At 71.9% G+C, this 20,453-nt stretch carries 20 protein-coding genes; 6 read left to right on the forward strand and 14 right to left on the reverse strand.

From position 1 onward, the window contains the following. Window positions 1-22: 22 nt before the first annotated feature. From ACFU95_RS15795 to ACFU95_RS15805, 3 genes are read right to left on the reverse strand one after another with little or no spacing between them, the layout of a single operon-like run. On the reverse strand, window positions 23-385 hold the full coding sequence (locus tag ACFU95_RS15795) for a UBP-type zinc finger domain-containing protein (protein ID WP_383827444.1): 363 nt from the start codon (window positions 383-385) through the stop codon (window positions 23-25). Then, on the reverse strand, window positions 382-1,827 hold the full coding sequence (locus ACFU95_RS15800; RefSeq protein ID WP_383827446.1) for an ATP-binding protein: 1,446 nt from the start codon (window positions 1,825-1,827) through the stop codon (window positions 382-384). Before ACFU95_RS15800 ends, ACFU95_RS15795 begins: the two co-directional genes overlap by 4 nt. Next, the gene (locus ACFU95_RS15805; RefSeq protein ID WP_383827448.1) at window positions 1,824-3,500 is read right to left on the reverse strand and encodes an FAD-dependent oxidoreductase; all 1,677 of its coding nucleotides are present in this window, start codon (window positions 3,498-3,500) and stop codon (window positions 1,824-1,826) included. Before ACFU95_RS15805 ends, ACFU95_RS15800 begins: the two co-directional genes overlap by 4 nt. A 199-nt stretch (window positions 3,501-3,699) precedes the next feature. On the opposite strand from ACFU95_RS15805, the gene ACFU95_RS15810 reads away from it, so the two are divergent. Continuing rightward, entirely contained in the window at window positions 3,700-4,581 is an 882-nt protein-coding gene (locus ACFU95_RS15810) for a universal stress protein (protein WP_383827450.1), read from the forward strand. A 14-nt stretch (window positions 4,582-4,595) separates the two neighbouring features. On the opposite strand, the gene ACFU95_RS15815 is transcribed toward ACFU95_RS15810, so the two are convergent. From ACFU95_RS15815 to ACFU95_RS15830, 4 genes are all read right to left on the reverse strand, one after another. Next, window positions 4,596-5,828, reverse strand: a complete 1,233-nt coding sequence (locus tag ACFU95_RS15815; RefSeq protein ID WP_383827452.1) for a DUF4032 domain-containing protein — start codon at window positions 5,826-5,828, stop codon at window positions 4,596-4,598. Window positions 5,829-5,868: 40 nt separating this feature from the next. Then, entirely contained in the window at window positions 5,869-6,615 is a 747-nt protein-coding gene (locus tag ACFU95_RS15820; protein WP_383827454.1) for an MBL fold metallo-hydrolase, read from the reverse strand. Window positions 6,616-6,697: 82 nt separating this feature from the next. Then, complete coding sequence (locus tag ACFU95_RS15825) at window positions 6,698-7,897, reverse strand: acyltransferase (RefSeq protein WP_383827456.1); 1,200 nt, start codon at window positions 7,895-7,897, stop codon at window positions 6,698-6,700. Window positions 7,898-8,008: 111 nt separating this feature from the next. Then, complete coding sequence (locus ACFU95_RS15830) at window positions 8,009-8,638, reverse strand: alpha-ketoglutarate-dependent dioxygenase AlkB (protein WP_383827458.1); 630 nt, start codon at window positions 8,636-8,638, stop codon at window positions 8,009-8,011. Between the two features lie 153 nt (window positions 8,639-8,791). Here ACFU95_RS15830 and ACFU95_RS15835 point away from each other — a divergent pair, with 153 nt between their 5' ends. Next, complete coding sequence (locus ACFU95_RS15835) at window positions 8,792-9,418, forward strand: TetR/AcrR family transcriptional regulator (protein WP_383827460.1); 627 nt, start codon at window positions 8,792-8,794, stop codon at window positions 9,416-9,418. 24 nt (window positions 9,419-9,442) lie between these two features. Next, entirely contained in the window at window positions 9,443-11,116 is a 1,674-nt protein-coding gene (locus tag ACFU95_RS15840; RefSeq protein ID WP_383827462.1) for an FAD-binding dehydrogenase, read from the forward strand. A gap of 40 nt (window positions 11,117-11,156) precedes the next feature. Here ACFU95_RS15840 and ACFU95_RS15845 read toward each other — a convergent pair whose 3' ends face one another. The 3 genes from ACFU95_RS15845 to ACFU95_RS15855 form a co-directional block, all read right to left on the reverse strand. Next, the gene (locus ACFU95_RS15845; protein ID WP_383827464.1) at window positions 11,157-11,507 is read right to left on the reverse strand and encodes a DUF488 domain-containing protein; all 351 of its coding nucleotides are present in this window, start codon (window positions 11,505-11,507) and stop codon (window positions 11,157-11,159) included. Between the two features lie 117 nt (window positions 11,508-11,624). Next, complete coding sequence (locus ACFU95_RS15850; protein WP_383827466.1) at window positions 11,625-11,867, reverse strand: WhiB family transcriptional regulator; 243 nt, start codon at window positions 11,865-11,867, stop codon at window positions 11,625-11,627. Between the two features lie 106 nt (window positions 11,868-11,973). Further along, window positions 11,974-13,191 (reverse strand): saccharopine dehydrogenase family protein, encoded by a 1,218-nt coding sequence (locus ACFU95_RS15855; protein WP_383827468.1) that lies wholly within the window; start codon window positions 13,189-13,191, stop codon window positions 11,974-11,976. 118 nt (window positions 13,192-13,309) lie between these two features. Here ACFU95_RS15855 and ACFU95_RS15860 point away from each other — a divergent pair, with 118 nt between their 5' ends. After that, a complete protein-coding gene (locus ACFU95_RS15860) occupies window positions 13,310-14,020 on the forward strand; it encodes a TetR/AcrR family transcriptional regulator (protein ID WP_383827510.1) in 711 nt (236 codons plus the stop codon). A gap of 127 nt (window positions 14,021-14,147) precedes the next feature. Here ACFU95_RS15860 and ACFU95_RS15865 read toward each other — a convergent pair whose 3' ends face one another. Next, complete coding sequence (locus tag ACFU95_RS15865) at window positions 14,148-15,056, reverse strand: LysR family transcriptional regulator ArgP (RefSeq protein ID WP_383827470.1); 909 nt, start codon at window positions 15,054-15,056, stop codon at window positions 14,148-14,150. Between the two features lie 66 nt (window positions 15,057-15,122). On the opposite strand from ACFU95_RS15865, the gene ACFU95_RS15870 reads away from it, so the two are divergent. Beyond that, window positions 15,123-15,737 (forward strand): LysE/ArgO family amino acid transporter, encoded by a 615-nt coding sequence (locus tag ACFU95_RS15870; protein ID WP_383827472.1) that lies wholly within the window; start codon window positions 15,123-15,125, stop codon window positions 15,735-15,737. Between the two features lie 79 nt (window positions 15,738-15,816). Beyond that, the gene (locus tag ACFU95_RS15875) at window positions 15,817-17,124 is read left to right on the forward strand and encodes an MFS transporter (RefSeq protein ID WP_383827474.1); all 1,308 of its coding nucleotides are present in this window, start codon (window positions 15,817-15,819) and stop codon (window positions 17,122-17,124) included. Window positions 17,125-17,127: 3 nt separating this feature from the next. Here the strand turns inward: ACFU95_RS15875 and ACFU95_RS15880 are convergent, their stop codons facing one another. The 3 genes from ACFU95_RS15880 to ACFU95_RS15890 all read right to left on the reverse strand — a co-directional run bounded on the left by ACFU95_RS15880 (window position 17,128) and on the right by ACFU95_RS15890 (window position 20,403). Next, the gene (locus ACFU95_RS15880) at window positions 17,128-17,577 is read right to left on the reverse strand and encodes a cyclic nucleotide-binding domain-containing protein (protein WP_383827476.1); all 450 of its coding nucleotides are present in this window, start codon (window positions 17,575-17,577) and stop codon (window positions 17,128-17,130) included. A 303-nt stretch (window positions 17,578-17,880) separates the two neighbouring features. After that, window positions 17,881-18,102, reverse strand: a complete 222-nt coding sequence (locus ACFU95_RS15885) for a hypothetical protein (protein WP_383827478.1) — start codon at window positions 18,100-18,102, stop codon at window positions 17,881-17,883. A 36-nt stretch (window positions 18,103-18,138) separates the two neighbouring features. Then, window positions 18,139-20,403 (reverse strand): FUSC family protein, encoded by a 2,265-nt coding sequence (locus ACFU95_RS15890; RefSeq protein ID WP_383827480.1) that lies wholly within the window; start codon window positions 20,401-20,403, stop codon window positions 18,139-18,141. Window positions 20,404-20,453 lie beyond the last annotated feature (50 nt).

Raw genomic sequence — 20,453 nt, forward strand, 5'->3', positions numbered from 1 at the left:
GCACGCGGCGCGAACCTGGGTCTCAGGCGCGCAACGTCTTCGCCCAGTCGGCCGGCACCCGCCCCGCGGGCCCCGGTGTCGGCTGCTCGGCCGGATGGCTCACCGGCGCGGCCAGCTCGGGGCCCGACTCGTACAACTCGTTCGACCCGTAGTCCCAGTACCAGTCCTCACCCGGCTCGAAGCTCTGCACGAACGGGTGCCCGGTCTCCCGGAAATGCCCCGTCGCGTGCTTGGCGGGGGAACTGTCGCAACACCCCACATGTCCGCACTGCGCACACCGCCGCAGATGGAACCACCACCCGCCGGCCTCGTCGCACTCGACACACCCGCTGCCGCTCGGCGGAACGCCCGGGTCGATTCCCTTACCGCCCTTGTCGCTGGTCATGCGGAGTCCTCCTCGGCCGATGTGAGCGGAAGCAGCACCTGGAAGCGCGTGTCACCGGGCTCCGACTCCACCTGAATGGTCCCGTGGTGCTTGTTGACCACGATCCGCCAGGAGATGTCGAGGCCGAGCCCGGTCCCCTCACCCACCGGCTTCGTCGTGAAGAAGGGATCGAAGATCCGCCCCCGGTGCTCGGCCGGGATACCGACACCGGTGTCCCGGAACTCCACCAGCAGCCGATCGTGATCGGGGGCCGTCCGCACGGTCAGCGTCCCTTCGCCGCCCGCGCTGCCGATGGCGGCGACCGCGTTGTCGATCAGGTTGGTCCATACCTGGTTGAGCTCCGCCGGGTACGCGGGGATCCTGGGCAGCGTGCGGTCGTACTCCTTGACGACCTTGATCCGCGGGCCGATCTTGGCCGACAGCATCATCAGGGTGCTGTCGAGGAGTTCGTGCACGTCGGCGTTCTGGAACGGCGCGCGGTCGAGCTGGGAGTACTGCTTGGCGGCGTCGACGAGATGGGAGATGCGCGCGGTCGAGTCGTTGATCTCGTCCATCAGCAGCTCGGTCTCGACGGTGTAGTTGAGCCACCCGACCGCGCTCGGCAGGATCTTCTCGTCCACCGCCGCCGCGACCTGGTCCAGCCAGTCCACGTCGAGACCGGCCTGCACGAAGGTGGGCGCGATCCGCCAGCCGTCCGCGATGCCGTGGTCGTCGAGCCAGTCGGTGAGCTCGTCCTCCCGGTCCGACGCCTCCAGAGGGCTCAACGCCGGTGCCTTGGCGACGCGTTCGGCGGTGCGCTCCTGGATGTCGATGAGGTTCGCCATGACCTCGGGGGAGTAGGAGCCCTGCGCGATGACGGCGAGCTTGTGCCGCATCTTGCCCACCCGCTCGCGCAGTGTGGCGGTCGCGCGGACGGCGGCCGCCGCGGGGTTGTTCAGCTCGTGCGTGAGCCCGGCGGACAACGAGCCCAGCGCCAGCAGCCGTTCACGCTGGTTGATGGCCAGCTGAGTGCTCTTCTGGCCGAAGAAGAGACCCTCCAGCAGATGCAGGGCCATCGGGAACCACTCGCGGATCACGACGGCGAAGGTCTCGGCGGGCAGCACGAAGAACCGCGTCGGCTCGGTGACCCGCATCGAACTGTTGTAGACCTGCGGCACCCGGTCACCCAGGTAGGCCTGCCAGGCCCCGGAGTACACCCCGCGCTGGGAGGTCCGGTTGACCTCCACGTCGTCGCCGCCGACCCGCCGGGACAGCACGACGGTGCCCTCGACCATGACGTAGAAGCAGGTCGCGGGATCGCCCTCGGTGTACACGGGGCCGGGCTCGAACCTCTCCACCCGCCCCTCGCTGCACAGCCTGCCGAGCTGCTCGGACGTGAGCTTCTCGAACAGGAACAGCGCCCCGATCTCCTGGGGGTTGCACGGCATCGGCTGCCCGCTCATGACTGCTCCAGATAGCGGTGGACGAGCATCACGGCCATGGCTCCCTCTCCGACGGCGGACGCGACGCGCTTGGCGGACTCAGCGCGCGCGTCGCCCGCCACGAACACGCCGGGGACGTTGGTCTCCAGGTGGTACGGCGGCCGGTCCAGCTCCCAGTCGGCCGGCGGCCGCCCGTCCGACGTCAGGTCGGGCCCGGCCAGGATGAACCCGCGCTCGTCCCGCAACACCGTCCCGCCCAGCCAGTCGGTCAGCGGGGCCGCCCCGATGAACACGAACATCCACTGCGCGTCGACGAGTTCGGTCCGCCCGCTCCCCACCTCGCGCAGCGTCAGCTGCTCCAGGCGGCCGGAGCCGTGCGCGGACTCGACGACCGTGCCGGTGCGCACCGAGATGTTCGGCGCCTCGTCGATCTGCTGGATCAGGTAGTGCGACATGGACGCCGACAGCGACGCCCCGCGCACCAGCAGCGTCACCGACTTGGCGCCCCGCGACAGGTACATCGCCGCCTGCCCCGCCGAGTTGGCGCCCCCGACGATGTACACGTCCTGCCCCTGGCAGGCGGGCGCCTCCGTGAGCGCCGACCCGTAGTACACCCCGCAGCCGGTCAGGTCGTCGCAGCCCGGCGCCGCCAGCTGCCGGTAGGACACGCCGGTCGCCAGGATCACGCTGTGCGCGGCGACCGCCGAGCCGTCCGCGAACCGGACGACCCGGGCGGCGCCGCTGACCTCCAGCGCCGTCACCTCGCGCGCGGTGAGCATCTCGGCCCCGAACTTCGCCGCCTGCCGCCGGGCCCGGTCGGCGAGCTGGGCGCCCGACACGCCGTCCGGGAAGCCGAGGTAGTTCTCGATCCGGGAGCTCTGCCCGGCCTGCCCGCCGGTCGCCGACCGCTCCACCAGCACGGTCCGCAGCCCCTCCGACGCCCCGTACACCGCGGCGCCGAGCCCCGCGGGACCGCCGCCGATGACGACGAGGTCGTAGAAGTCGGCCGTCGGAGTCGTGGCCAGCCCGACCTTCGCGGCCAGCTCGGGCGCCTCGGGCGCCACCAGGGGCGTCCCGTCCGGCGTGATCACCAGCGGCAGCCGCTGCCCGTCCTGCCCGGCGGCGGCCAGCAGCCGCTGCCCCTCGGGTTCGTCGGCCGAGTACCAGCGGTACGGCACCTGGTTACGGGCCAGGAACTCCCGCACCTCCGAGGAGCGCGCCGACCACCGGTGCCCGACCACCTTGGTGCTGGGCACCGGCCGGTAGTCGCTGCGCCGCCACGCCTCCAGCAGATCGTCCAGGACCGGATAGAGCTTCTCCTCGGGCGGGTCCCAGGGCTTGAGGAGATAGTGGTCGAGGTCCACGACGTTGATCGCGTCGATGGCCGCGCTCGTGTCCGCGTACGCGGTCAGCAGCACGCGGCGCGCGCCCGGGTAGACGTCCAGGGCCTGTTCCAGGAACTCGATGCCGTTCATCTGCGGCATGCGGTAGTCGGCCAGGATCACGGCCACGAGATCGCCGCGCAGCTTCAGCTCGCGCAGCGCCTCCAGGGCGGACTCGCCGGACTCCGCGCGCACGATCCGGTGCGACTCGCCGTAGCGCCGCCGCAGATCGCGGGCGACCGCCCGGGACACGCCCGGGTCGTCGTCCACGGTCAGGATGACGGTCCGCGCTGCTTCGGCGGCCTGTGTCATACGTCTCCCACCCCGGGCGTGGCCTCTCGACGCGGCGGCGCTGCGTCCCGGTGGCGCGGTCGCCGAGCCGACTTTCGGCCATCGTATGTTCGATCCGCCCGCTTCGCTCAGGTATGCGGGACGCGCTCCAGAGGCATGGGCGCGGCGTGGTGAAGACTGGGCCCCAAGGACGTGACCGCGACACCAGGAGGCAGCCGGAATGACGCACCCGATCACGGCAGGGGTGGACGGCTCGGAGGAGAGCCTCGCCGCTCTCGGCTGGGCGGCCCGGGAGGCGGTCCGCCGGGGGCTGGCCCTGCGGGTGGTGCACGCCTGGCGGTTCGAGTCGCACGAGGCGCTCGACGCGGGATACGCGAAGGACGCCGACACCCAGGCGCAGTGGGTGCGGGAGGGCCTCGCGCAGGCCGCCCGTTCCGTCACCGAGCGACACCCGGGCCTCGACGTGAGCACCGACGTCGTCGACGACGGCTCCGTCGACACGCTGGTCGCCGCGACGGCGGACGCCGAGATGCTGGTGCTGGGGTCGCGCGGCCACGCCGCGGTCGTCGGGTTCCTGCTGGGCTCCGTCGGACAGCAGGTGATCGCCGGCGCCGAGAGCCCTGTCGTGCTCGTCCGCGCCGGGGACCAGGCGTCCGCCGAGGCCGCCGGACGCGAGATCGTCGTGGGCCAGCACGGGGACGCGGACGACAGCGCCGCCGCGCTGCGGTTCGCGTTCGAGACGGCCGCGGCACGCGGCGCGACCGTGCGCGCGGTCCGCGCCTGGACCCTGCCGCCGCTGTTCGCCTACAGCCCGGCGTCCCTGAAGCTCCTCGACGAGGCCGGAGGTCTGGAGCCGTACGAGAAGAAGTCACTGGGCGAGGCGCTGCGGCCGTGGCGCGAGCGCTTCCCCGAGGTGCCGGTGGTCGAGCACGTCGAGATGGGCAGTGCCGGACAGGTGCTGCTGTCGGTCGTCGGGCGGGCCCAGCTGATGGTCGTCGGGCGCCGCGCCCGCCGCACGGCCGTCGGCGCCCGGATCGGCTCGGTGGCACACGGCGTCCTGCACCACGCGCCCTGCCCGGTGGCGGTCGTACCGCACGTCTGAGCCCGTCCCACCGGCTAGTCGTCCGTCGGCTGGAGCGTCTCCCGGGCCTTGGGCAGGATGTTCTCGATGTAGTCCTCGACCACCGTGTCCAGGCCGATGTCGAGCTGTGCCCGCTCGGACAGGTACCAGCGGTGTTCGAGCAACTCGTGATAGATCTCCGCCGGGTCCATGGAGCTCCTCAGGTCCAGCGGTACGGTCCGCACGGTGGGGCGGAAGACATCGCGGACCCAGCGGTGGGCGAGGACCTCGGGGCGGGCGCCGAGGGGGTCGCCCGGGGCGTAGTCGTCCTGGGTGGCCATCCAGCTCTCCAGGTCGTTCAGGAGCCGCCGGGCCTGGTTCTCCTCGGTGTCCAGGCCGGTCAGGCGCAGCAGTTGGCGCTGGTGGTGGCCGGCGTCCACGACCTTGGGAACGAAGGTGACCGTGTCGCCGTTGGTGGCGTGCTCGATCTGCATCTCGGCCACGTCGAACCCGAGTTCGTTCAGGCGGCGGATCCGGCGCTCTATGTAGTGGTACTTGCCCGCCGGGTACACCGAGGTACGGGTCAGTTCCTGCCACAGGCGCTGGTAGCGGGCGCAGATCTCGGTGCCGAAATCGATCGGGTCCACCGAGGGGTGCAGCGCCCCGGATGCCTCCAGGTCCAGCAGCTCGCCGCTGATGTTGACCCGGGCGAGGTCCAGGTCGTAGTCGCGCTGGCCGTCGCTGAGCTGCGGGTGCAGGTCGCCCGTCTCGGCGTCCACCAGATACGCGGCGTAGGCGCCCGCGTCGCGCCGGAACAGCGTGTTGGACAGCGAGCAGTCGCCCCAGGCGAACCCCGCGAGATGGAGGCGGACCAGCAGTACCGCCAGCGCGTCCATCAGCCGGTGCATGGTCGCCGGCCGCATCGTCGTCTCGAACATCGAGCGGTACGGCATCGAGCCGCCCAGATGCCGGGTGACCAGGACGGACTCCAGCGGGCCGCCGTCGGCGTCGGCGCGCCCGGTGACCACGGCCAGCGGGTCCACCGCCGGGATGCCGATGCGGTCCAGGTCCCGCAGGAGCTCGTACTCGCGCAGCGCCGGGCGCTCGGCGAGCTCCTTGACCGCGATCACCTCGGTGCCGGCCCGGGCGTAGCGCACGACGTGCCGGGATATACCGCGCGGCAGCGGGACCAGGACCTCGTCCGGCCACTGCTCCAGGGGCAGATGCCAGGGCAGCTCCAGCAGGAGCGCGGGGTGCTCCGGGTTCGTCGCGCTGATCTGGAGTGCCATGGCCGTTCGTCCTCGCCTCGCCGGTGATCGTCACCTCACCTTAGAGTGCCCGCTCCCGGGCCTGAAGGGCGGCTTCTCGGACCGGGCCGCGGTGCAGCGGACCGTGCCCGGGCAGCAGCAGATCACCCTTGAGCCCTTCGAGGACGTCCAGGGAGGCCACGGCGCGCGAGCGCTCGCGGTGGAACATGTCGGGCAGCAGCTGCGGTCCCTTGATCCGCGAGGTGGGGTGCCCGCTCACCAGGGCGTCGCCCGCGATCACCACGCCCACGTCGGGCAGGTGGTAGGCGCAGTGCCCGTCCGTGTGGCCCGGCGTGTGCAGGGGGACCGGCCGGCCGGGCAGGTCCAGCGGCCCGGCGGAGGGGAACGGTTCGGGGGAGGTGACCGGCACGTGCGCGGTGCCGCCGGAGCGGATCGCGTGGATCGCCCAGGGCAGGACGCCCGGCCGCCAGCCGTTCTTCAGGACCGTCCCGACGTCCACCTGGTGCAGGAACTCCCGGCGTGCGTGCGGCACTTCGGCCTCGTGGAGGTATATCGGCGTGCCGTGCGTGGCCCGCAGGTACTCGGCGTTGCCCAGGTGGTCCGTGTGCGCGTGCGTGATCAGTACGGCCGTGACGGCCTCCGGCGAACTCCCCACCTCGGCGAGCGAGGCGAGCAGCTTCTGCCGGTCGCCGGGGTAGCCGGTGTCGATCAGTGTGACCGCGTCCCCCTCGGTCAGGATCACCCAGTTGGTGTTGCTGCCGTGCACCAGGTAGGCGCCGTCCGTGACTTGCCGCACATCTGCTCGCATGATCGTCCCGAATCCTTGATTCCGCTGCCCGAGGGCATCAGCAAAGCAGACCGCACAGGCGCCGTGAGCAGCGGGTCCGCCCTCAACCACGGTCAGGCGCGGGGCGTTGGGGAGCGGCGCGCATCCCGAACAGGAAGCGCGTGACCCGCGTCCTGCGCACCACGCACTCGTACAGCACGAGGATCACCGCGAACGAACCCGCGACGATCACGGCGTACTCCACGACGATCGGCGCCGACCAGCCCACCACGGCGTAGGCGAGGGCGACCACGACCGGCTGGTGCAACACGTACAACGGCAGGGCGGCGACGCCCAGATATCCCGTCGTCGGGCTCGGGCCGGCTCCCGCGGGCGGCTGTTCGCGCGGCCGGTCCAGGGTGCCGGTGACGGCCACCGCCAGGCACCAGCCCGCCGCGCTGAACAGGGCGCGGGTGCCCAGCGCGAGCGGCGTGCGGTCCGTGAACGGGTCGTCCGAGGTCATGAACCCGGGCCCACAGGCCGCGAACAGGAGGACCCCCGCCACGCCGAGCGGCCGGGCGAGCCGGCGCATGACCGCCCGGATCCGCTCGTCCCCGGCGAGGGCGAAGCCGTAGAGGAAGAACACCAGGTAGGCCCAGTGGTGCCAGGCCGCGTAGTCCTCCTCCATGCCCAGCGGCACCTGGATCAGCGCGAGCGGCAGCACGGGAAGCAGAAGCAGGAGGGGGCGGCGGGCGACGGCCCGCGCGGCACGGTCGCCACCCTGCGCGAGGACTCCCGCGACCGGCGCCAGCAGCAGGCAGAACGCGAGCAGCAGGAGCACGAACCACAGATGGCCGGACTCGAAGTGGTCCCCGTCCAGGAAGAAGGGGAAGTCGGCGAGGTCCGGGTGGACGGTGAAGTAGCGGGGCAGAAAGCGCCAGTACGACTCGTGGTAGTCCGGGTCGGCGGCGCGCAGCCGCAGCCACTGGGGGAGCGGGTTCAACGCGACGACGGTGAAGAGGAGGGGGACTCCCAGGCGCACCAGGCGTTCCCGGGCGAAACGGCGGGCGCCTCGGCGGCTTACGGAGTACCGGGCACCGAGCCCGGCGACGAGGAAGAGCACCGGCATCGCCCAGACCACGCCGAACCCGGCGAGCACGGTGATGACCTCGGTCCTCTCCGCGTTCTGGACGTAGAAGTCGCCCTCGGTGGCGAAGACCAGCACCGCGTGGAAGAAGACCAGCCCGAGGACGACGAAGACCCGCAGCGCGTCCAGTTCGCCGCGCCGGGCCGCGGTGGCCGGTCCTCGCGTCTCAGCGCTCACGCGCACCAGTGTGGGGGCGCGGCAGGGCTTCGCACAGAGGAGGGACTGCCTCCGGCACCGTCCGCCGGAGGCAGCCCCCGCGCGTGCGTCCGAAGCGGCCGCCTCTCCGCCTCAGTGCACGCCGTGCGGGCGGAACTGCACGCTGATGCGCGGTCCCGCGGCGCGCGTGGTCTTCGGTATCGAGTGCTCCCAGGTCCGCTGGCAGGAGCCGCCCATCACGATGAGGTCGCCGTGCCCCAGCGGACGGCGCACCGTCTCGCCGCCGCCTCGCACCGGGCGCAGCAGCAGATCCCGGGGCGCGCCCACGGAGAGGATGGCGACCATCGTGTCCTCGCGCGCGCCCCGTCCGATCCGGTCCCCGTGCCAGGCGACACTGTCCCGGCCGTCCCGGTAGTAGCAGAGCCCGGCCGTGGTGAACGGCTCGCGCAGCTCCTCGGCGTAGTGCGCGGACAGCGCGTCGCGGGCCTGCGTGAGGACGGGGTGCGGGAGGGCGTCGTCGGCGCCGTAGAAGGACAGCAGTCGAGGTACGTCGACCACGTGGTCGTACATCGTCCGCCGCTCCGCACGCCAGGGCACCTCGGCGGCGAGCTGTTCGAACAGGACGTCGGCCCCGCTCAGCCAGCCGGGCAGCACGTCGATCCAGGCGCCGTGGCCGAGCCGGGTGCGGAGGATCCCGGCGAGGGACCCGAGCCGCAGCTCGTCGGTCTGGTCGAAGAGGGAGCCCTGGAGGTGCGTGGCCATGGTCCCAGCGTACTCCTGAATCGAAAATCTGTTCCTATCTATGTTTTCCGTCGAGGTGCTCACGCTCGCGTCAGTTCTCGATCGAGTTCACGTCCTCCTCTTTGGATACATTCGTGTATCGGATACATTCACGTATCGAACGGAGGCCGGGACATGGCGGTGAAGGAAACGACCGGGCGCGTCACCAAGCGCCGGGTTCGCACGCGCGCCAACCTGCTCGACGCCGCGTTCGCCGTGTTCGCCGCCAAGGGGTTCGGCCGGGTCTCCATCGAGGAGGTCTGCGAGGCCGCCGGCTACAGCCGGGGCGCCTTCTACTCCAATTTCGACAGCCTGGACGAGCTGTTCTTCGCCCTCTACCAGCAGCGCGCGGACCTGATCGCCGAGCAGGTGTCCGGGGCGCTCGCCCTGGACGGACCCGACCTGGACGTGACCGCCGCCGTGGACCGGGTGACCGAGGTGCTGCTGCTGGACCGCGACTGGCTGCTGGTGAAGACGGACTTCCTGGTGCACGCCGCGCGTGACCCGGCCGTCGCCCGGACCCTGCTGGAACACCGCGCCCGGCTGCGCGGGGCGATCGCCGACCGGCTCGCCCGCGCGCGGGGACACACCGAACTGCCCGCCGTGCTCGGCGACACCGACGGCGCCGCCCGTGCCGTGGTCGCCGCGTACGACGGCGTCACCACCCAACTCCTGCTGGACAAGGACGTGGAGCACGCCCGCGTCTGGCTGGGCCAACTGCTCACCGCGCTGCTCACCGACGGCAGCGACACCACCGCATGAGGACTTGAGGAAGGGACGGTCGCCATGGATGCCGACGTCATCGTCGTCGGAGCGGGACTCGCGGGCCTGGTCGCCGCGAGCGAACTGACCAGCCGGGGCCGCAGGGTCGCGCTGGTGGACCAGGAGAACGCCGCCAACCTCGGCGGGCAGGCGTTCTGGTCCTTCGGCGGGCTCTTCCTCGTCGACTCCCCGGAGCAGCGGCGCCTGGGCATCAAGGACTCCCTCGACCTGGCCTGGAACGACTGGCAGGGCAGCGCCCAGTTCGACCGGGTCGACGACGAGGACTCCTGGGCGGTGCGCTGGGCACGTGCGTACGTCGAGTTCGCGGCCGGCGAGAAGCGGGCCTGGCTGGACGGGCACGGCATCAAGTTCCTGCCCACGGTGGGCTGGGCCGAGCGCGGCGACCTGCGCGCCCACGGCCACGGCAACTCCGTGCCCCGCTTCCACATCGCCTGGGGGACCGGCACGGGCGTCGTGGAGCCGTTCGTCCGGTACGCCAAGCAGGCCGCGCGCGACGGGCTGCTCACCTTCTACCACCGGCACCAGGTCGACGAGCTGGTCATCGAGGAGGGCACGGCGCGCGGCGTGCGCGGCACGGTCCTGGCCGACGACCACTCGGCCCGGGGCGTCGCCTCCAACCGCGACCGCGTCGGCGAGTTCGAGCTCACCGCGCAGGCCGTCGTCGTCACCACCGGCGGCATCGGCGCCAACCACGACATCGTCCGCCGCTACTGGCCCGAACGGCTCGGCACCCCGCCCGGCGAGATGGTCACCGGCGTCCCCGCCTACGTCGACGGGCGGATGCTCGACATCAGCGCGCAGGCGGGCGTACGCCTGGTCAACCGCGACCGGATGTGGCACTACACCGAGGGCCTGCAGAACTGGGACCCGATCTGGCCCGGCCACGGCATCCGCATCCTGCCCGGCCCGTCCTCGATGTGGTTCGACGCCCTCGGCCGCCGTCTGCCCGACCCGTGCCTGCCGGGCTACGACACCCTCGGCACCCTCAAGCACCTGCGCACCGACGCGGACATCGCCGGCCACGACCACTCCTGGTTCATCCTCAGCCAGAAGATCATCGAGAAGGAGTTCGCACTGTCGGGCTCCGAGCAGAACCCCGACATCACCGCCAAGGACCGCGCCGGGTTCCTGAAGGAGCGGGTGCTCGGCAAGGGCGCCCCGGGGCCGGTGGCCGCGTTCCTGCGCAACGGCGCCGACTTCGTGACCGCGCCGACCCTGGAGCAACTGGTCGAGAAGATGAACCAGCTGACGGACAAGCCGCTCCTCGACGCGGCGGGCATCCGGCGCCAGATCGAGGCCCGCGACCTCCAGATCGCCAACCCGTACAGCAAGGACTCCCAGGTCCAGGGCATCCGCAACGCCCGCCGCTACATCGGCGACCGTCTCGGCCGGGTCGCCACCCCGCACCGTGTCCTCGACCCCGCGGCCGGCCCTCTCATCGGCGTCAAGCTGCACATCCTGACCCGCAAGACCCTGGGCGGCATCCAGACCGACCTGGACTCCCGCGCGCTCGGAGCCGACGGGACGCCGATCGACGGCCTGTACGCGGCCGGCGAGGTCGCCGGGTTCGGCGGCGGCGGCGTCCACGGCTACAACGCGCTGGAGGGCACCTTCCTCGGCGGCTGTCTCTTCTCGGGCCGCACGGCGGGCCGGGCGGCGGCGCGACAGACGGGCTGACGCCGGCGTACGGCCCGTCTCCGCACGACGTGATCAGACGTCACGCCTGGAGGAGACGGGCCAGCACGGCGGCGTGACTGCTTTCGGGAGACTTCGACGAGGTCAGCAGGGTCACGTCGCCCTTGCTCGCCAACTCCCGTACATGATCGACGAGTTCGGCCGCCTCGGGCGCGGCCAGCTCCGCCTCGTACCGCTCGGCGAACTCCTCGTACGACCTCTCGTCCGCGTGGTACCAGCGACGCAGCTCGGTGGACGGGGTGAGCCCCTTGGGCCACTCGTCCACCCGAGCCGCGTCCTTCGACAGGCCGCGCGGCCACAGCCGGTCGACCAGGACGCGCACGCCGCCCTCCGGCTCGGGTGCTTCGTAGACACGACGGATCCGAACACTCATGGCCGGGCCTTTCTCGGGTGCGGAGGGCGAACCGCCGAAGCTGACGAGTCCCTCCCCAGTGTCGGCCAAGGCCGCCGCGTGATCACGTACAGGACCCGTGTCCCGCCGCTCCGCCGGCTATCCGGCCCGCCGCCGCAGCGCCCGTCGCTCGTTCTCGCTCGTGCCACCCCAGATCCCGATGAACTGGCCGGTGTCGACCGCCCAGCGCAGACACCGCTCCTGTACCGAGCAGCGACGGCAGACCGACTTCGCCTGCTCCGTCTGGAGCAGGGTCGGTCCGGACGTGCCGATCGGGAAGAAGAGGTCGGGATCCTCATGGCGGCAGGCAGCGTCGTCTCGCCAGTCTCGCCAGTCGTCCATCAAAGTCACCTGCGATCGTCGTCTGTGCCCTCGGTGGATGCATTACCCGGTTTCGAGTCGCCTGTCGATGCGTAGGTGAAACCCCGTGGGACACCGGCGAATCCGGTCACTGTTCGCGCATGCCCCACGGGGAGCCGTACGCCGTCAGCAGGTCCAGGAAGGGCCGGGCCGGGAAGGCCTCCGGACCCAGCACGCCCGCGCCGGACCAGGCGCCGGTCGCGAGGAGTTCGAGCGCGACGACCGGGTTGACGGCGGTCTGCCACACCACGGCCTGTGAGCCGTACTCCGCCATGGACCACTGGTTGTCCACCACGTGGTACAGGTACACCTCGCGCGGCTTCCCGTCCTTGACCCCCCGCACCCAGGTGCCCGCGCAGGTCTTGCCGTGCATCCGCTCGCCCAGCGTCGCGGGGTCCGGCAGACACGCGGCGACGACGTCCCGGGGCGAGACCTCCACGGGCCCGGCGGCGCTCGGCACGGTCACCGGCTCGGCGCGGTCCAGGCCCAGCAGACGCAGCGTCTTCAGCGTGCCGATGAACTCCTCGCCCAGGCCGTACTTGAAGGTCACCCGGCGCGCGTCGACCCAGCGCGGCACGAGCAGCACCTCCTCGTGCTCCACGTTCACGCACTCGACCGGGCCGATGCCCTCGGGGAAGTCGAACACCTCGGGCTCGCTGAAGGGCTCGGTGGTGAACCAGCCGCGGTCGGCCTCGTAGACCACCGGCGGGTTGAGGCACTCCTCGATCGTGGTCCAGATGCTGAAGGACGGTGCGAAGTCATAGCCGTCGACGGTGAGGTTCGCACCGTCGCGGACGCCGATCTCCTCGATCTCGTCGAAGAGCTCGTCCGCCGCGTGCCGGGCGAAGACGTCCGACAGGCCCGGCTCCACGCCCATGCCGACCAGGGCCAGCGCGCCCGCCTTCGCCCAGTCGGCGGCCTGCTCGAACTGGGCGTCGCCCAGCTTGACCCCGCAGTCCTCGTAGGGGCGCTCCGCGTGCGGCCGGGACAGCGACATCGCCATGTCGACATACGTCGCGTCGGCCGTGCGGGCCGCCTGGAACAGCGGCATCACGAACCGCGGGTCGGTGGCGTTGACGAGCACGTCGCAGGCGTGCCGCTCCAGCAGTGCGGCCACCGCAGCCTCCTCGCTCGCGTCGACGCGCTCGGCCCGGAACCGGTCGTCCCCGCCGAGCGCCGCGACGGCCGCCTCGGCGCGGGCGAGGTCGTAGTCGGCGACGACCATCGCCTCGAAGAACGGCCGCCGGGCCGCGATCCGGGTGATGGCGGTACCGACCCCGCCGGCTCCCACAATCAGTACACGCATGACAAGACTCCCTCGACTCGAAGGTCTACGACGTGGTGGGGCCCCGCCGGAGATACAACGCGGTCCGTTCTCGTAAGGTCAATGGCGTTGGCATAAGACGCAGAGGACGGAGGTCATGGTGCCGAAACCGGTCGTTCCGGAGGAGAAGCGACGCCGACGCCGTCCCACGAAAAGCGGCACGGTGCTGTCGGAGCGGCTGATCGTCGAGACGGCGCTGCGCATGCTCAGCGAACACGGCAGCGCCGGACTTACCGCCCGTCGCCTCGGGCTGGCCCTCGACGCCGACCCCAGCACGCTGTACCGGTACTTCCGCGGCATGGACGACCTGACCCTGGCCATCGGCGACGCCCTCATGGGCCAGGCGCTGGACGGCTGGGAGCCGACGGGGCAGTGGCGGGAGGACCTGCGCGCCGTCGGGCTGCGCATCCACGCCGCGTATGTGGCCCATCCGCAGGCCGCCGCGCTGACGACCAGCCGGGTCACGGGGCGGGCCAACGAACTCGCCGCCGACGAGGCCGTGCTGGACGTCCTGCGCACCGCCGGGTTCCCGCTGGCGGACACCGTGCGGATCTACCACGCCTTCATCGACCAGACGCTGGCCTTCGCGGCGCTCGACGCGGCGTCGCTGGCACTGCCGAGCGAGGCGCTCCGCGCGGATGAGGGCATGTGGCGGTCGACGTATGCCCGGCTGCCCCGTGCCACGCATCCGCGGATCGCCGAGGCGGTGCCGTTGCTGGCGGCGCGGATGGTGGACAGCGCGTATCCGGTGGCGTTGGAGATGCTGTTGGACAGTGCCGCCGGTCAGTTGGGGCGCGGTAGCACTCCGTAGGTCGTGCCTCGATGCGCCGTCGAGCGGCTGCGGCGCCGTCGTGGCTGGTCGCGCCCACGCGGCGGAGCCGCGAATCAGGCACAGCCCCGCGCCCCTGGGAGGCGTTGTAGAACCGCCCCTGACCTGCTCAGCCGCGCAGAGCCTCCGTCGCCTGCGCCGTCACCGCCTCCGTCACCGTGGCCAGTGCCGGTGAGTCCAGCTTCCACTGCTGCCAGTACAGGGGGACGTCGATGGGGTGGTCCGGGGCGAGCGGTACGAGGCGGCCGGCCCGCAGGAGCGGTTCGGCCTGGACCTCGGGGATCATGCCCCAGCCCAGGCCGGCCGTCACGGCCGAAAGGAAGCCCTCCGAGGTGGGGACGTGGTGCCGTACGGCGCTCGCGACGGTGCGACCGCGGTGCAGTGTGCGGACGAGGGCGTCCTGGAGGTCGTCGCTGCGGTCGAACGTCATCACCGGCGCCCGCGGGAGCGTGTCGCGCAGCGAGCCGTCGAGGTGGCGCCCGGCGAACTCCGGGTTCGCCGTGGCCAGATAGCGCATCCGGCCCAGCGGGCGCACGGAGCAGCCCGCGACGGGGTCGGGCGAGGAGGTCACCGCGGCCATGACCAGTCCCTCTCGCAACAGCGTCGCCGTACGGCTCTCGTCCTCCCGCCGCAGTTCGAAGCAGAGCCGTAGTTCCTCTGGCACGCGCGTGAGCGCGCCCAGGAACCACGTCGCCAGCGAGTCGGCGTTGACCGCGATCGAAACCCGGGTCGCGTCCCCGGCGTCGTTCATGCCGAGCTCGGCACGCGCGTCGCGCTCCAGTCGGGCCAGTTGGCGGGCGAACCGGACGACCACCGTGCCGGACTCGGTGGGCCGCACCGGTTTCGTCCGCACCAGCAGCACCCGTCCCGTGCGCTGCTCCAGCGCCTTGACCCGCTGGCTCACCGCCGACGGGGTCACGTGCAGCGCGGCGGCGGCCGCGTCGAAGGTGCCCTCGTCCACCACCGCGAGCAGCGTCCGCACCTGGTCGAGGGGAAGCTCGGTCAGCTCGGTCTTCATATCTGCTAAAGATACGTAAGAATCTTTAGCTGTACGTACGGAGATCGCTTGCTTAGCGTCAATGGCATGACACACGCCCTGACCACCGCCGCCGCCGGATTCGGCACGGGTCTCTCCCTGATCGTCGCCATCGGTGCCCAGAACGCCTTCGTCCTGCGCCAGGGGATCCGCCGTGACGCGGTCCTCGCCGTCGTCGCCATCTGCGCCCTGTCCGACGCGCTCCTCATCACCCTGGGCGTGGCCGGCGTCGGCGCGGTCGTCGTGGCCTGGCCGGGGGTGCTGACCGCGGTCGCCTGGGTCGGCGGGGCGTTCCTGCTCTGCTACGGCGCCCTCGCCGCCCGCCGGGTGTTCCGGCCGGCCGGCGCTCTGGTGACGGAGGGCGACCCGGCGGGGTCACGGCGGCGGGCGGTGCTGACCTGCCTCGCGATGACCTGGCTCAACCCGCACGTCTACCTCGACACCGTCTTCCTGCTGGGCACGGTCGCCGCCGACCGGGGCCCGATGCGCTGGACGTTCGGCCTCGGTGCCGTGCTCGCCAGCCTGTGCTGGTTCGCCGCACTCGGGTTCGGGGCGCGGCTGCTGAGCCGCCACCTCGCGAAGCCGGCGGCCTGGCGGGTCCTGGACGGACTGGTCGCCGCGACGATGATCGCCCTGGGCGTCGGGCTGATCGCCGGAAGCTGAGACGCGGGTCCCAACACCCGGGCGCTGCTGCCATAGTGATCCTCGGCCGAGAAAGATGTAACGAGCATCCAGGAAGCGCGTGGACACCAGCGAGAGCAGCACCGAACCACAGGATCCAGTGGAGAAGGACCCGGCCGCGGTGTCACCGCGGCGGCGCGGCTGGCGTCGTTGGGCGATGGACACCCGGCCGCTGCGCCGCCCGGCCTACCGCCGCCTCTGGTCCTCGACCATCGTCACCGCCGTCGGCAGCCAGCTCACCGCGGTCGCCGTGCCCAAGCAGATCTACGACATCACCGGCTCCTCGGCCTGGGTCGGCGCGGCGAGTCTCGCCGGACTGCTGCCGCTGGTGGTGTTCGCGCTGTGGGGCGGGGCCGTCGCGGACAGCATGGACCGGCGCAAGCTGCTGCTGATCACCAACAGCGGCATCGCGGTCACCTCGGTGCTGTTCTGGCTCCAGGCCGTCACCGGTCTGGAGTCGGTGGCCGTGCTGATGGTGCTGCTCGCCGTTCAGCAGGCGTTCTGGGGGCTCAACGCCCCGGCCCGCAACGCCTCCATCGCCCGTCTGGTGCCGGCCGACGAGCTGACCGCGGCGAACGCCCTCGGCTCGACCGTCATGCAGACCGGCCAGGTGGTCGGGCCCTTGCTGGCCGGCGTGCTCATACCCGTGATCGGCCTGGCCGAGCTGTACCTCATCGACGCGCTGGCCCTGTGCGTCACGGTCTGGGCGGTCCTGCGGCTGCCCGCGCTGCCGCCCTTGGCGGCCACCGTCAAACGCCGCGCGGGCGTACGGGAGATCGTGGACGGCTTCCGCTACATCGCCCTGCACAAGGTGCTGCTGCTGTCCTTCCTGGCCGACATCATCGCGATGGTCTTCGGTATGCCCCGCGCCCTCTTCCCGCAACTCGCGAGCGAGACCTTCGGCTCGTACGGCGAAGGGCTCGCCCTCGAGCTGCTGTTCGCGGCGATCCCGATCGGCGCGGTGGCCGGCGGGCTGTTCTCCGGCACGTTCTCCCGGGCCCGCCGGCACGGCTGGATGGTGATCGGCGCGGTCGTCGCCTGGGGCGTCGCCATCACCGGCTTCGGGCTGAGCGGCAGCCTGTGGCTCGCGGTGGTGTTCCTGGCCCTCGCCGGCGTCGCCGACATGGTCTCGATGGTCTTCCGCGGGGCGATCCTGCTGTCCGCCGCCAGTGACGAGATGCGCGGGCGCATGCAGGGCGTCTTCACGGTCGTCGTGGCGGGCGGGCCGCGCCTCGCCGACGTCCTGCACGGCACGGCGGGTTCGGCCTTCGGCGCGCGCACGGCGACCGTGGGCGGCGGGCTGCTGGTCGTCGTCCTCATGCTCGGCCTGGCCGTGGCGGTTCCGGCCCTGCGCCGCTACCGCGTCTGAGGCTCAGAGCGCACTGCGCCGCCCGTACTGTTCCATCAGCCTGCCCCGTGTCAACTCCAGCCGGTGCGCGAGGATTTCGGCGACATGCCGCACCAGGGACATCCCGAGCCCCGGATCCTCCTCGCACAGCCGCAGCACCGCCGCCGCGTCGAACTCGTAGGCGCGCACGGGACTGAAGGCCTCCGCGCCGAAATCCCACCGGTACGGCGGGAACAGCCAGGACCAGCCGAGCAGATCGCCCGAGCCGAGACTGGCGACGGTCACCCGCTGGATCGATGTCACCCGCTGGTCGAGGGAGACGGCACCCGAGCGCAGGACCCAGAAGCGGTCGGCCGTGCCGCCCGCCTCGAAGATCCGGGTGTCCTCCGGGAAGGAGACCTCCTGGGCGAGTGCCATCAGACGCTGGCGCTGAGGCGGCGGAAGGGCGGTCAGCAGTTTGATCGCTTTGGTCATGACACGGGGCTCCTCGCCGACGACTGAGGTTCCGGTGCTTGCCTGCGTCCATTTCAGCCGCTACCGGCGCCGTGAGCACCTCGGCGGAGGACGGTTTCGTCCCGGAGTCCGCACGCGGCGGGTGCCGAGGGCATTAAAAAGCCCTGGCTGGACGGGGGAGACCAGCCAGGGCCGTAAAGGGTGGTGCGCGGGGGACGGATACGGTCGACCCCGTGACCACTTATGGATGAACCGTAAACCATCTTGGTGGATTCCGCGTAACCAGGACCGGGGTACGTGACCGGTTTCACTCCGGTCGAGGTTTCAGGGCTGCTCGGGGTGCTTGCCCGGGGTCAGGATCTCCTCCAGTACCGTGATCACGGTTTCGTAGGCCACGGTCCGCACGGCGGCGTCGCGGGCCGCGTCGGGATCGGTCGACCTCAGCTGCTCGCTCCGTTCCCGCCAGGTCCGCTCCTCCTGCCGGGCGCAGGTCCTGGCACGATGCATGCGCCGCAGCAGTTCGTCTGAGTCCACGACTTCGGTCATGGCATCCGCGTACCCGGAAATCGCCCCGATGAGCCGTCATCCGCCCGATGCCTTCGCGGAGCCGTCCGATGCCTTCACGGGCACGCCCAGGGGACGGGCCAGACCGGCCACGCCCTCGTCGAGGCGTTGCAGATGCCGCAGGACCCGGTCGGTGACCCGGCCGTAGCGCGGGGTGCCGGGGACGGCGCGTCCGAGGAGCGAGGCGATGCTCGGGCCGGTCTCGATCCCGGCCGTGGCGTGTTCGTCGGTGACGTGCGCGGCGATCGTCTCGATGTTGTGCGCGATGCGCCCCGCGGCCCGGCGCAGCCGGGGATCCGCCGCGATCGAGGGGTGCGTGGGCAGCAGCTCGGCCGTCGCGGCCAGGGAACGCGCGTGGTACGCGCACGTCTCCAGCAGCGCGACGACATACCGGGCGGTCTCCCGACGGGCCCGCAGGGGCGTCACCGGGTGCGTGAGCGGCTGCGTGGCGGCACGCAGGTCGGCCAGCGCCTGGTCCAGGTCGCGCGCCTGGTCGAGCAGCTCGACGGGCGACCCGCCGCTGAGCTGCTCGACGGCGCTGCGGGTGACGTCGCCCAGCCGCTCCAGCACGGTGGCGAGCAGCTCGTTGGTACGGCGGTCCGTCTGCACCGGCAGTACCAGCGCGGCCGCGATCACCCCGCAGGCCGCGCCGAGCGCCGTCTCCTCGATGCGCAGCACGAGCACCGACAGGCTGTAGGTGTGCAGCAGGGTGTAGAGCAGCCCCAGGGCCGCGGTGACGAAGAAGGACATCAGCGTGTAGGACAGCGGTGCCGAGTAGAACATCGCGAACACGAACAGCAGCACCAGCGCGAACGCCGTCCAGGTGTGCTGCCCGACCGCGCCCGCCAGCACGATGCCGGCCAGGACACCGAGCACGGTGCCGAGCAGGCGGCGGTAGCCCTTGACCAGGATCTCGCCCGTGGACGCGGTGTTGAGGAAGACGATCCAGCAGGTCAGCACCGCCCAGTACCAGCGGTCGCGGGACAGCAGCTCACCGCCGACCATGGCCAGCGTGGACCCCACGGCCACCTGCACGGCGGCACGCGTGGTGGGCCGGCGCAGCCCGGAGCGCTCCTCTTCGGTCTCTTCCTCGTCGGCGTCGAGTACCGCGTCCTCCGCGTCCAGCTCCTCGCGTGAGCGCGCCGTGGCCGGGCTGTCGTCCGACTCGTCCTGGGGCCCGCCGAGGGCGATCCGCAGTCCGAGGACCGCGCGGGCGGCCTCGCCGACGGCCCGGAAGGCGTCCTGCACGGCGGGGGAGGCGTCGGGCAGGTTGTCCTCGTCGCGGTAGCCGAGGAGGCGGTTGCGCAGGTGGGACAGCGCGGTGCCGGCGGACTGGCCGACCGGGTGCAGGACGAGCAGGCGCAGGGCCTCCAGATCACGCCGCAGCGTGACCGTCTCCTCCTCCCGTACGGGCCGGCGCCCACCCGAGGGGACGGGCGCGCCCGGCAGATGCAGGGCGAGCGTGTCCGCCCGCTCGGCGCCGCGTGCGGCGAGCAGCGACAGCCCCAGGCGCTCGGCGGCGATCTCGGCGTCCGCGACCCTGCGTTGGACGAGCCGCGCCACGGCCTCGTCGGTGGTCCCCTCGGCCAGGCGGCCCTGGATCAGCAGGGCCGTCTCGTGCAGGCGCGCGGTGCCCTCGCGCACCCGCTCCAGGGCCCGGTCCACTTCCTGCGGACCGGCGCCCAGGAGTTCGAGCTGCCCCGACAGCAGCTGGGCCAGCCGGGCGCGGAAGGCCTTGCGCAGCCGCTCCAGCACTCCCGTCGGCGTCTCCGGGACGAGGGCGAAACGCACCAGCGCGCTGCACGCGAAGGCCACGGCGACCGCACCGTACAGCGCGGGCAGGCCGGAGACGGTGGCGCCGACGAACAGGGACACGAAGTAGATCTGGAAGCCGATCAGGCCGAGCGCGGTGCCGCGGTCGCCGAACCTGCGGCCGTAGACGGCACAGAAGATGAGCACGACGAAGAACACGTCGCCGGCCAGGAGACTGCTGTGCAGAACGGCGGCCAGGGTCATGGACGCCAGCGCCACCGGCAGACCCAGGGCGAGCGTCACCGCCTGCTGCCCGCGCTGCTTCTCCCGGATGGCGAAGGTGGCGACCATCGCCGCCAGGGCCCCGGCCACCAGATGCGTCACATCGGTGCCGAGCAGAGCGAGCACGGCGACCGCGAGGGCGATCGCGCCCGCCGTGCGCAGCCCCGCGGTCAGCCGCAGCAGCCCGGGGTCCGACGCCGCGACCCGGTCCCGCAGTCGCGCCCGGACCGGCTGTCCCGCTGCCCTCACGCCGCCGTACTCTCTCCCGCTCTCTCCCTCTTCACGCCGCGAGCCACGGC

Origin of the sequence: Streptomyces sp. NPDC057623 (assembly GCF_042800355.1) — a bacterium.
In the GTDB taxonomy this organism is placed as follows: domain Bacteria; phylum Actinomycetota; class Actinomycetes; order Streptomycetales; family Streptomycetaceae; genus Streptomyces.

What these genes read in the sequence shown, in the direction of transcription:
- ACFU95_RS15795 (WP_383827444.1), bottom strand. Translation starts at nt 385, where the DNA reads ATGACCAGCGACAAGGGCGGTAAGGGAATCGACCCGGGCGTTCCGCCG.
- ACFU95_RS15800 (WP_383827446.1), bottom strand. Translation starts at nt 1,827, where the DNA reads ATGAGCGGGCAGCCGATGCCGTGCAACCCCCAGGAGATCGGGGCGCTG.
- ACFU95_RS15805 (WP_383827448.1), bottom strand. Translation starts at nt 3,500, where the DNA reads ATGACACAGGCCGCCGAAGCAGCGCGGACCGTCATCCTGACCGTGGAC.
- ACFU95_RS15810 (WP_383827450.1), top strand. Translation starts at nt 3,700, where the DNA reads ATGACGCACCCGATCACGGCAGGGGTGGACGGCTCGGAGGAGAGCCTC.
- ACFU95_RS15815 (WP_383827452.1), bottom strand. Translation starts at nt 5,828, where the DNA reads ATGGCACTCCAGATCAGCGCGACGAACCCGGAGCACCCCGCGCTCCTG.
- ACFU95_RS15820 (WP_383827454.1), bottom strand. Translation starts at nt 6,615, where the DNA reads ATGCGAGCAGATGTGCGGCAAGTCACGGACGGCGCCTACCTGGTGCAC.
- ACFU95_RS15830 (WP_383827458.1), bottom strand. Translation starts at nt 8,638, where the DNA reads ATGGCCACGCACCTCCAGGGCTCCCTCTTCGACCAGACCGACGAGCTG.
- ACFU95_RS15835 (WP_383827460.1), top strand. Translation starts at nt 8,792, where the DNA reads ATGGCGGTGAAGGAAACGACCGGGCGCGTCACCAAGCGCCGGGTTCGC.
- ACFU95_RS15840 (WP_383827462.1), top strand. Translation starts at nt 9,443, where the DNA reads ATGGATGCCGACGTCATCGTCGTCGGAGCGGGACTCGCGGGCCTGGTC.
- ACFU95_RS15845 (WP_383827464.1), bottom strand. Translation starts at nt 11,507, where the DNA reads ATGAGTGTTCGGATCCGTCGTGTCTACGAAGCACCCGAGCCGGAGGGC.
- ACFU95_RS15850 (WP_383827466.1), bottom strand. Translation starts at nt 11,867, where the DNA reads ATGGACGACTGGCGAGACTGGCGAGACGACGCTGCCTGCCGCCATGAG.
- ACFU95_RS15855 (WP_383827468.1), bottom strand. Translation starts at nt 13,191, where the DNA reads ATGCGTGTACTGATTGTGGGAGCCGGCGGGGTCGGTACCGCCATCACC.
- ACFU95_RS15865 (WP_383827470.1), bottom strand. Translation starts at nt 15,056, where the DNA reads ATGAAGACCGAGCTGACCGAGCTTCCCCTCGACCAGGTGCGGACGCTG.
- ACFU95_RS15870 (WP_383827472.1), top strand. Translation starts at nt 15,123, where the DNA reads ATGACACACGCCCTGACCACCGCCGCCGCCGGATTCGGCACGGGTCTC.
- ACFU95_RS15880 (WP_383827476.1), bottom strand. Translation starts at nt 17,577, where the DNA reads ATGACCAAAGCGATCAAACTGCTGACCGCCCTTCCGCCGCCTCAGCGC.
- ACFU95_RS15885 (WP_383827478.1), bottom strand. Translation starts at nt 18,102, where the DNA reads ATGACCGAAGTCGTGGACTCAGACGAACTGCTGCGGCGCATGCATCGT.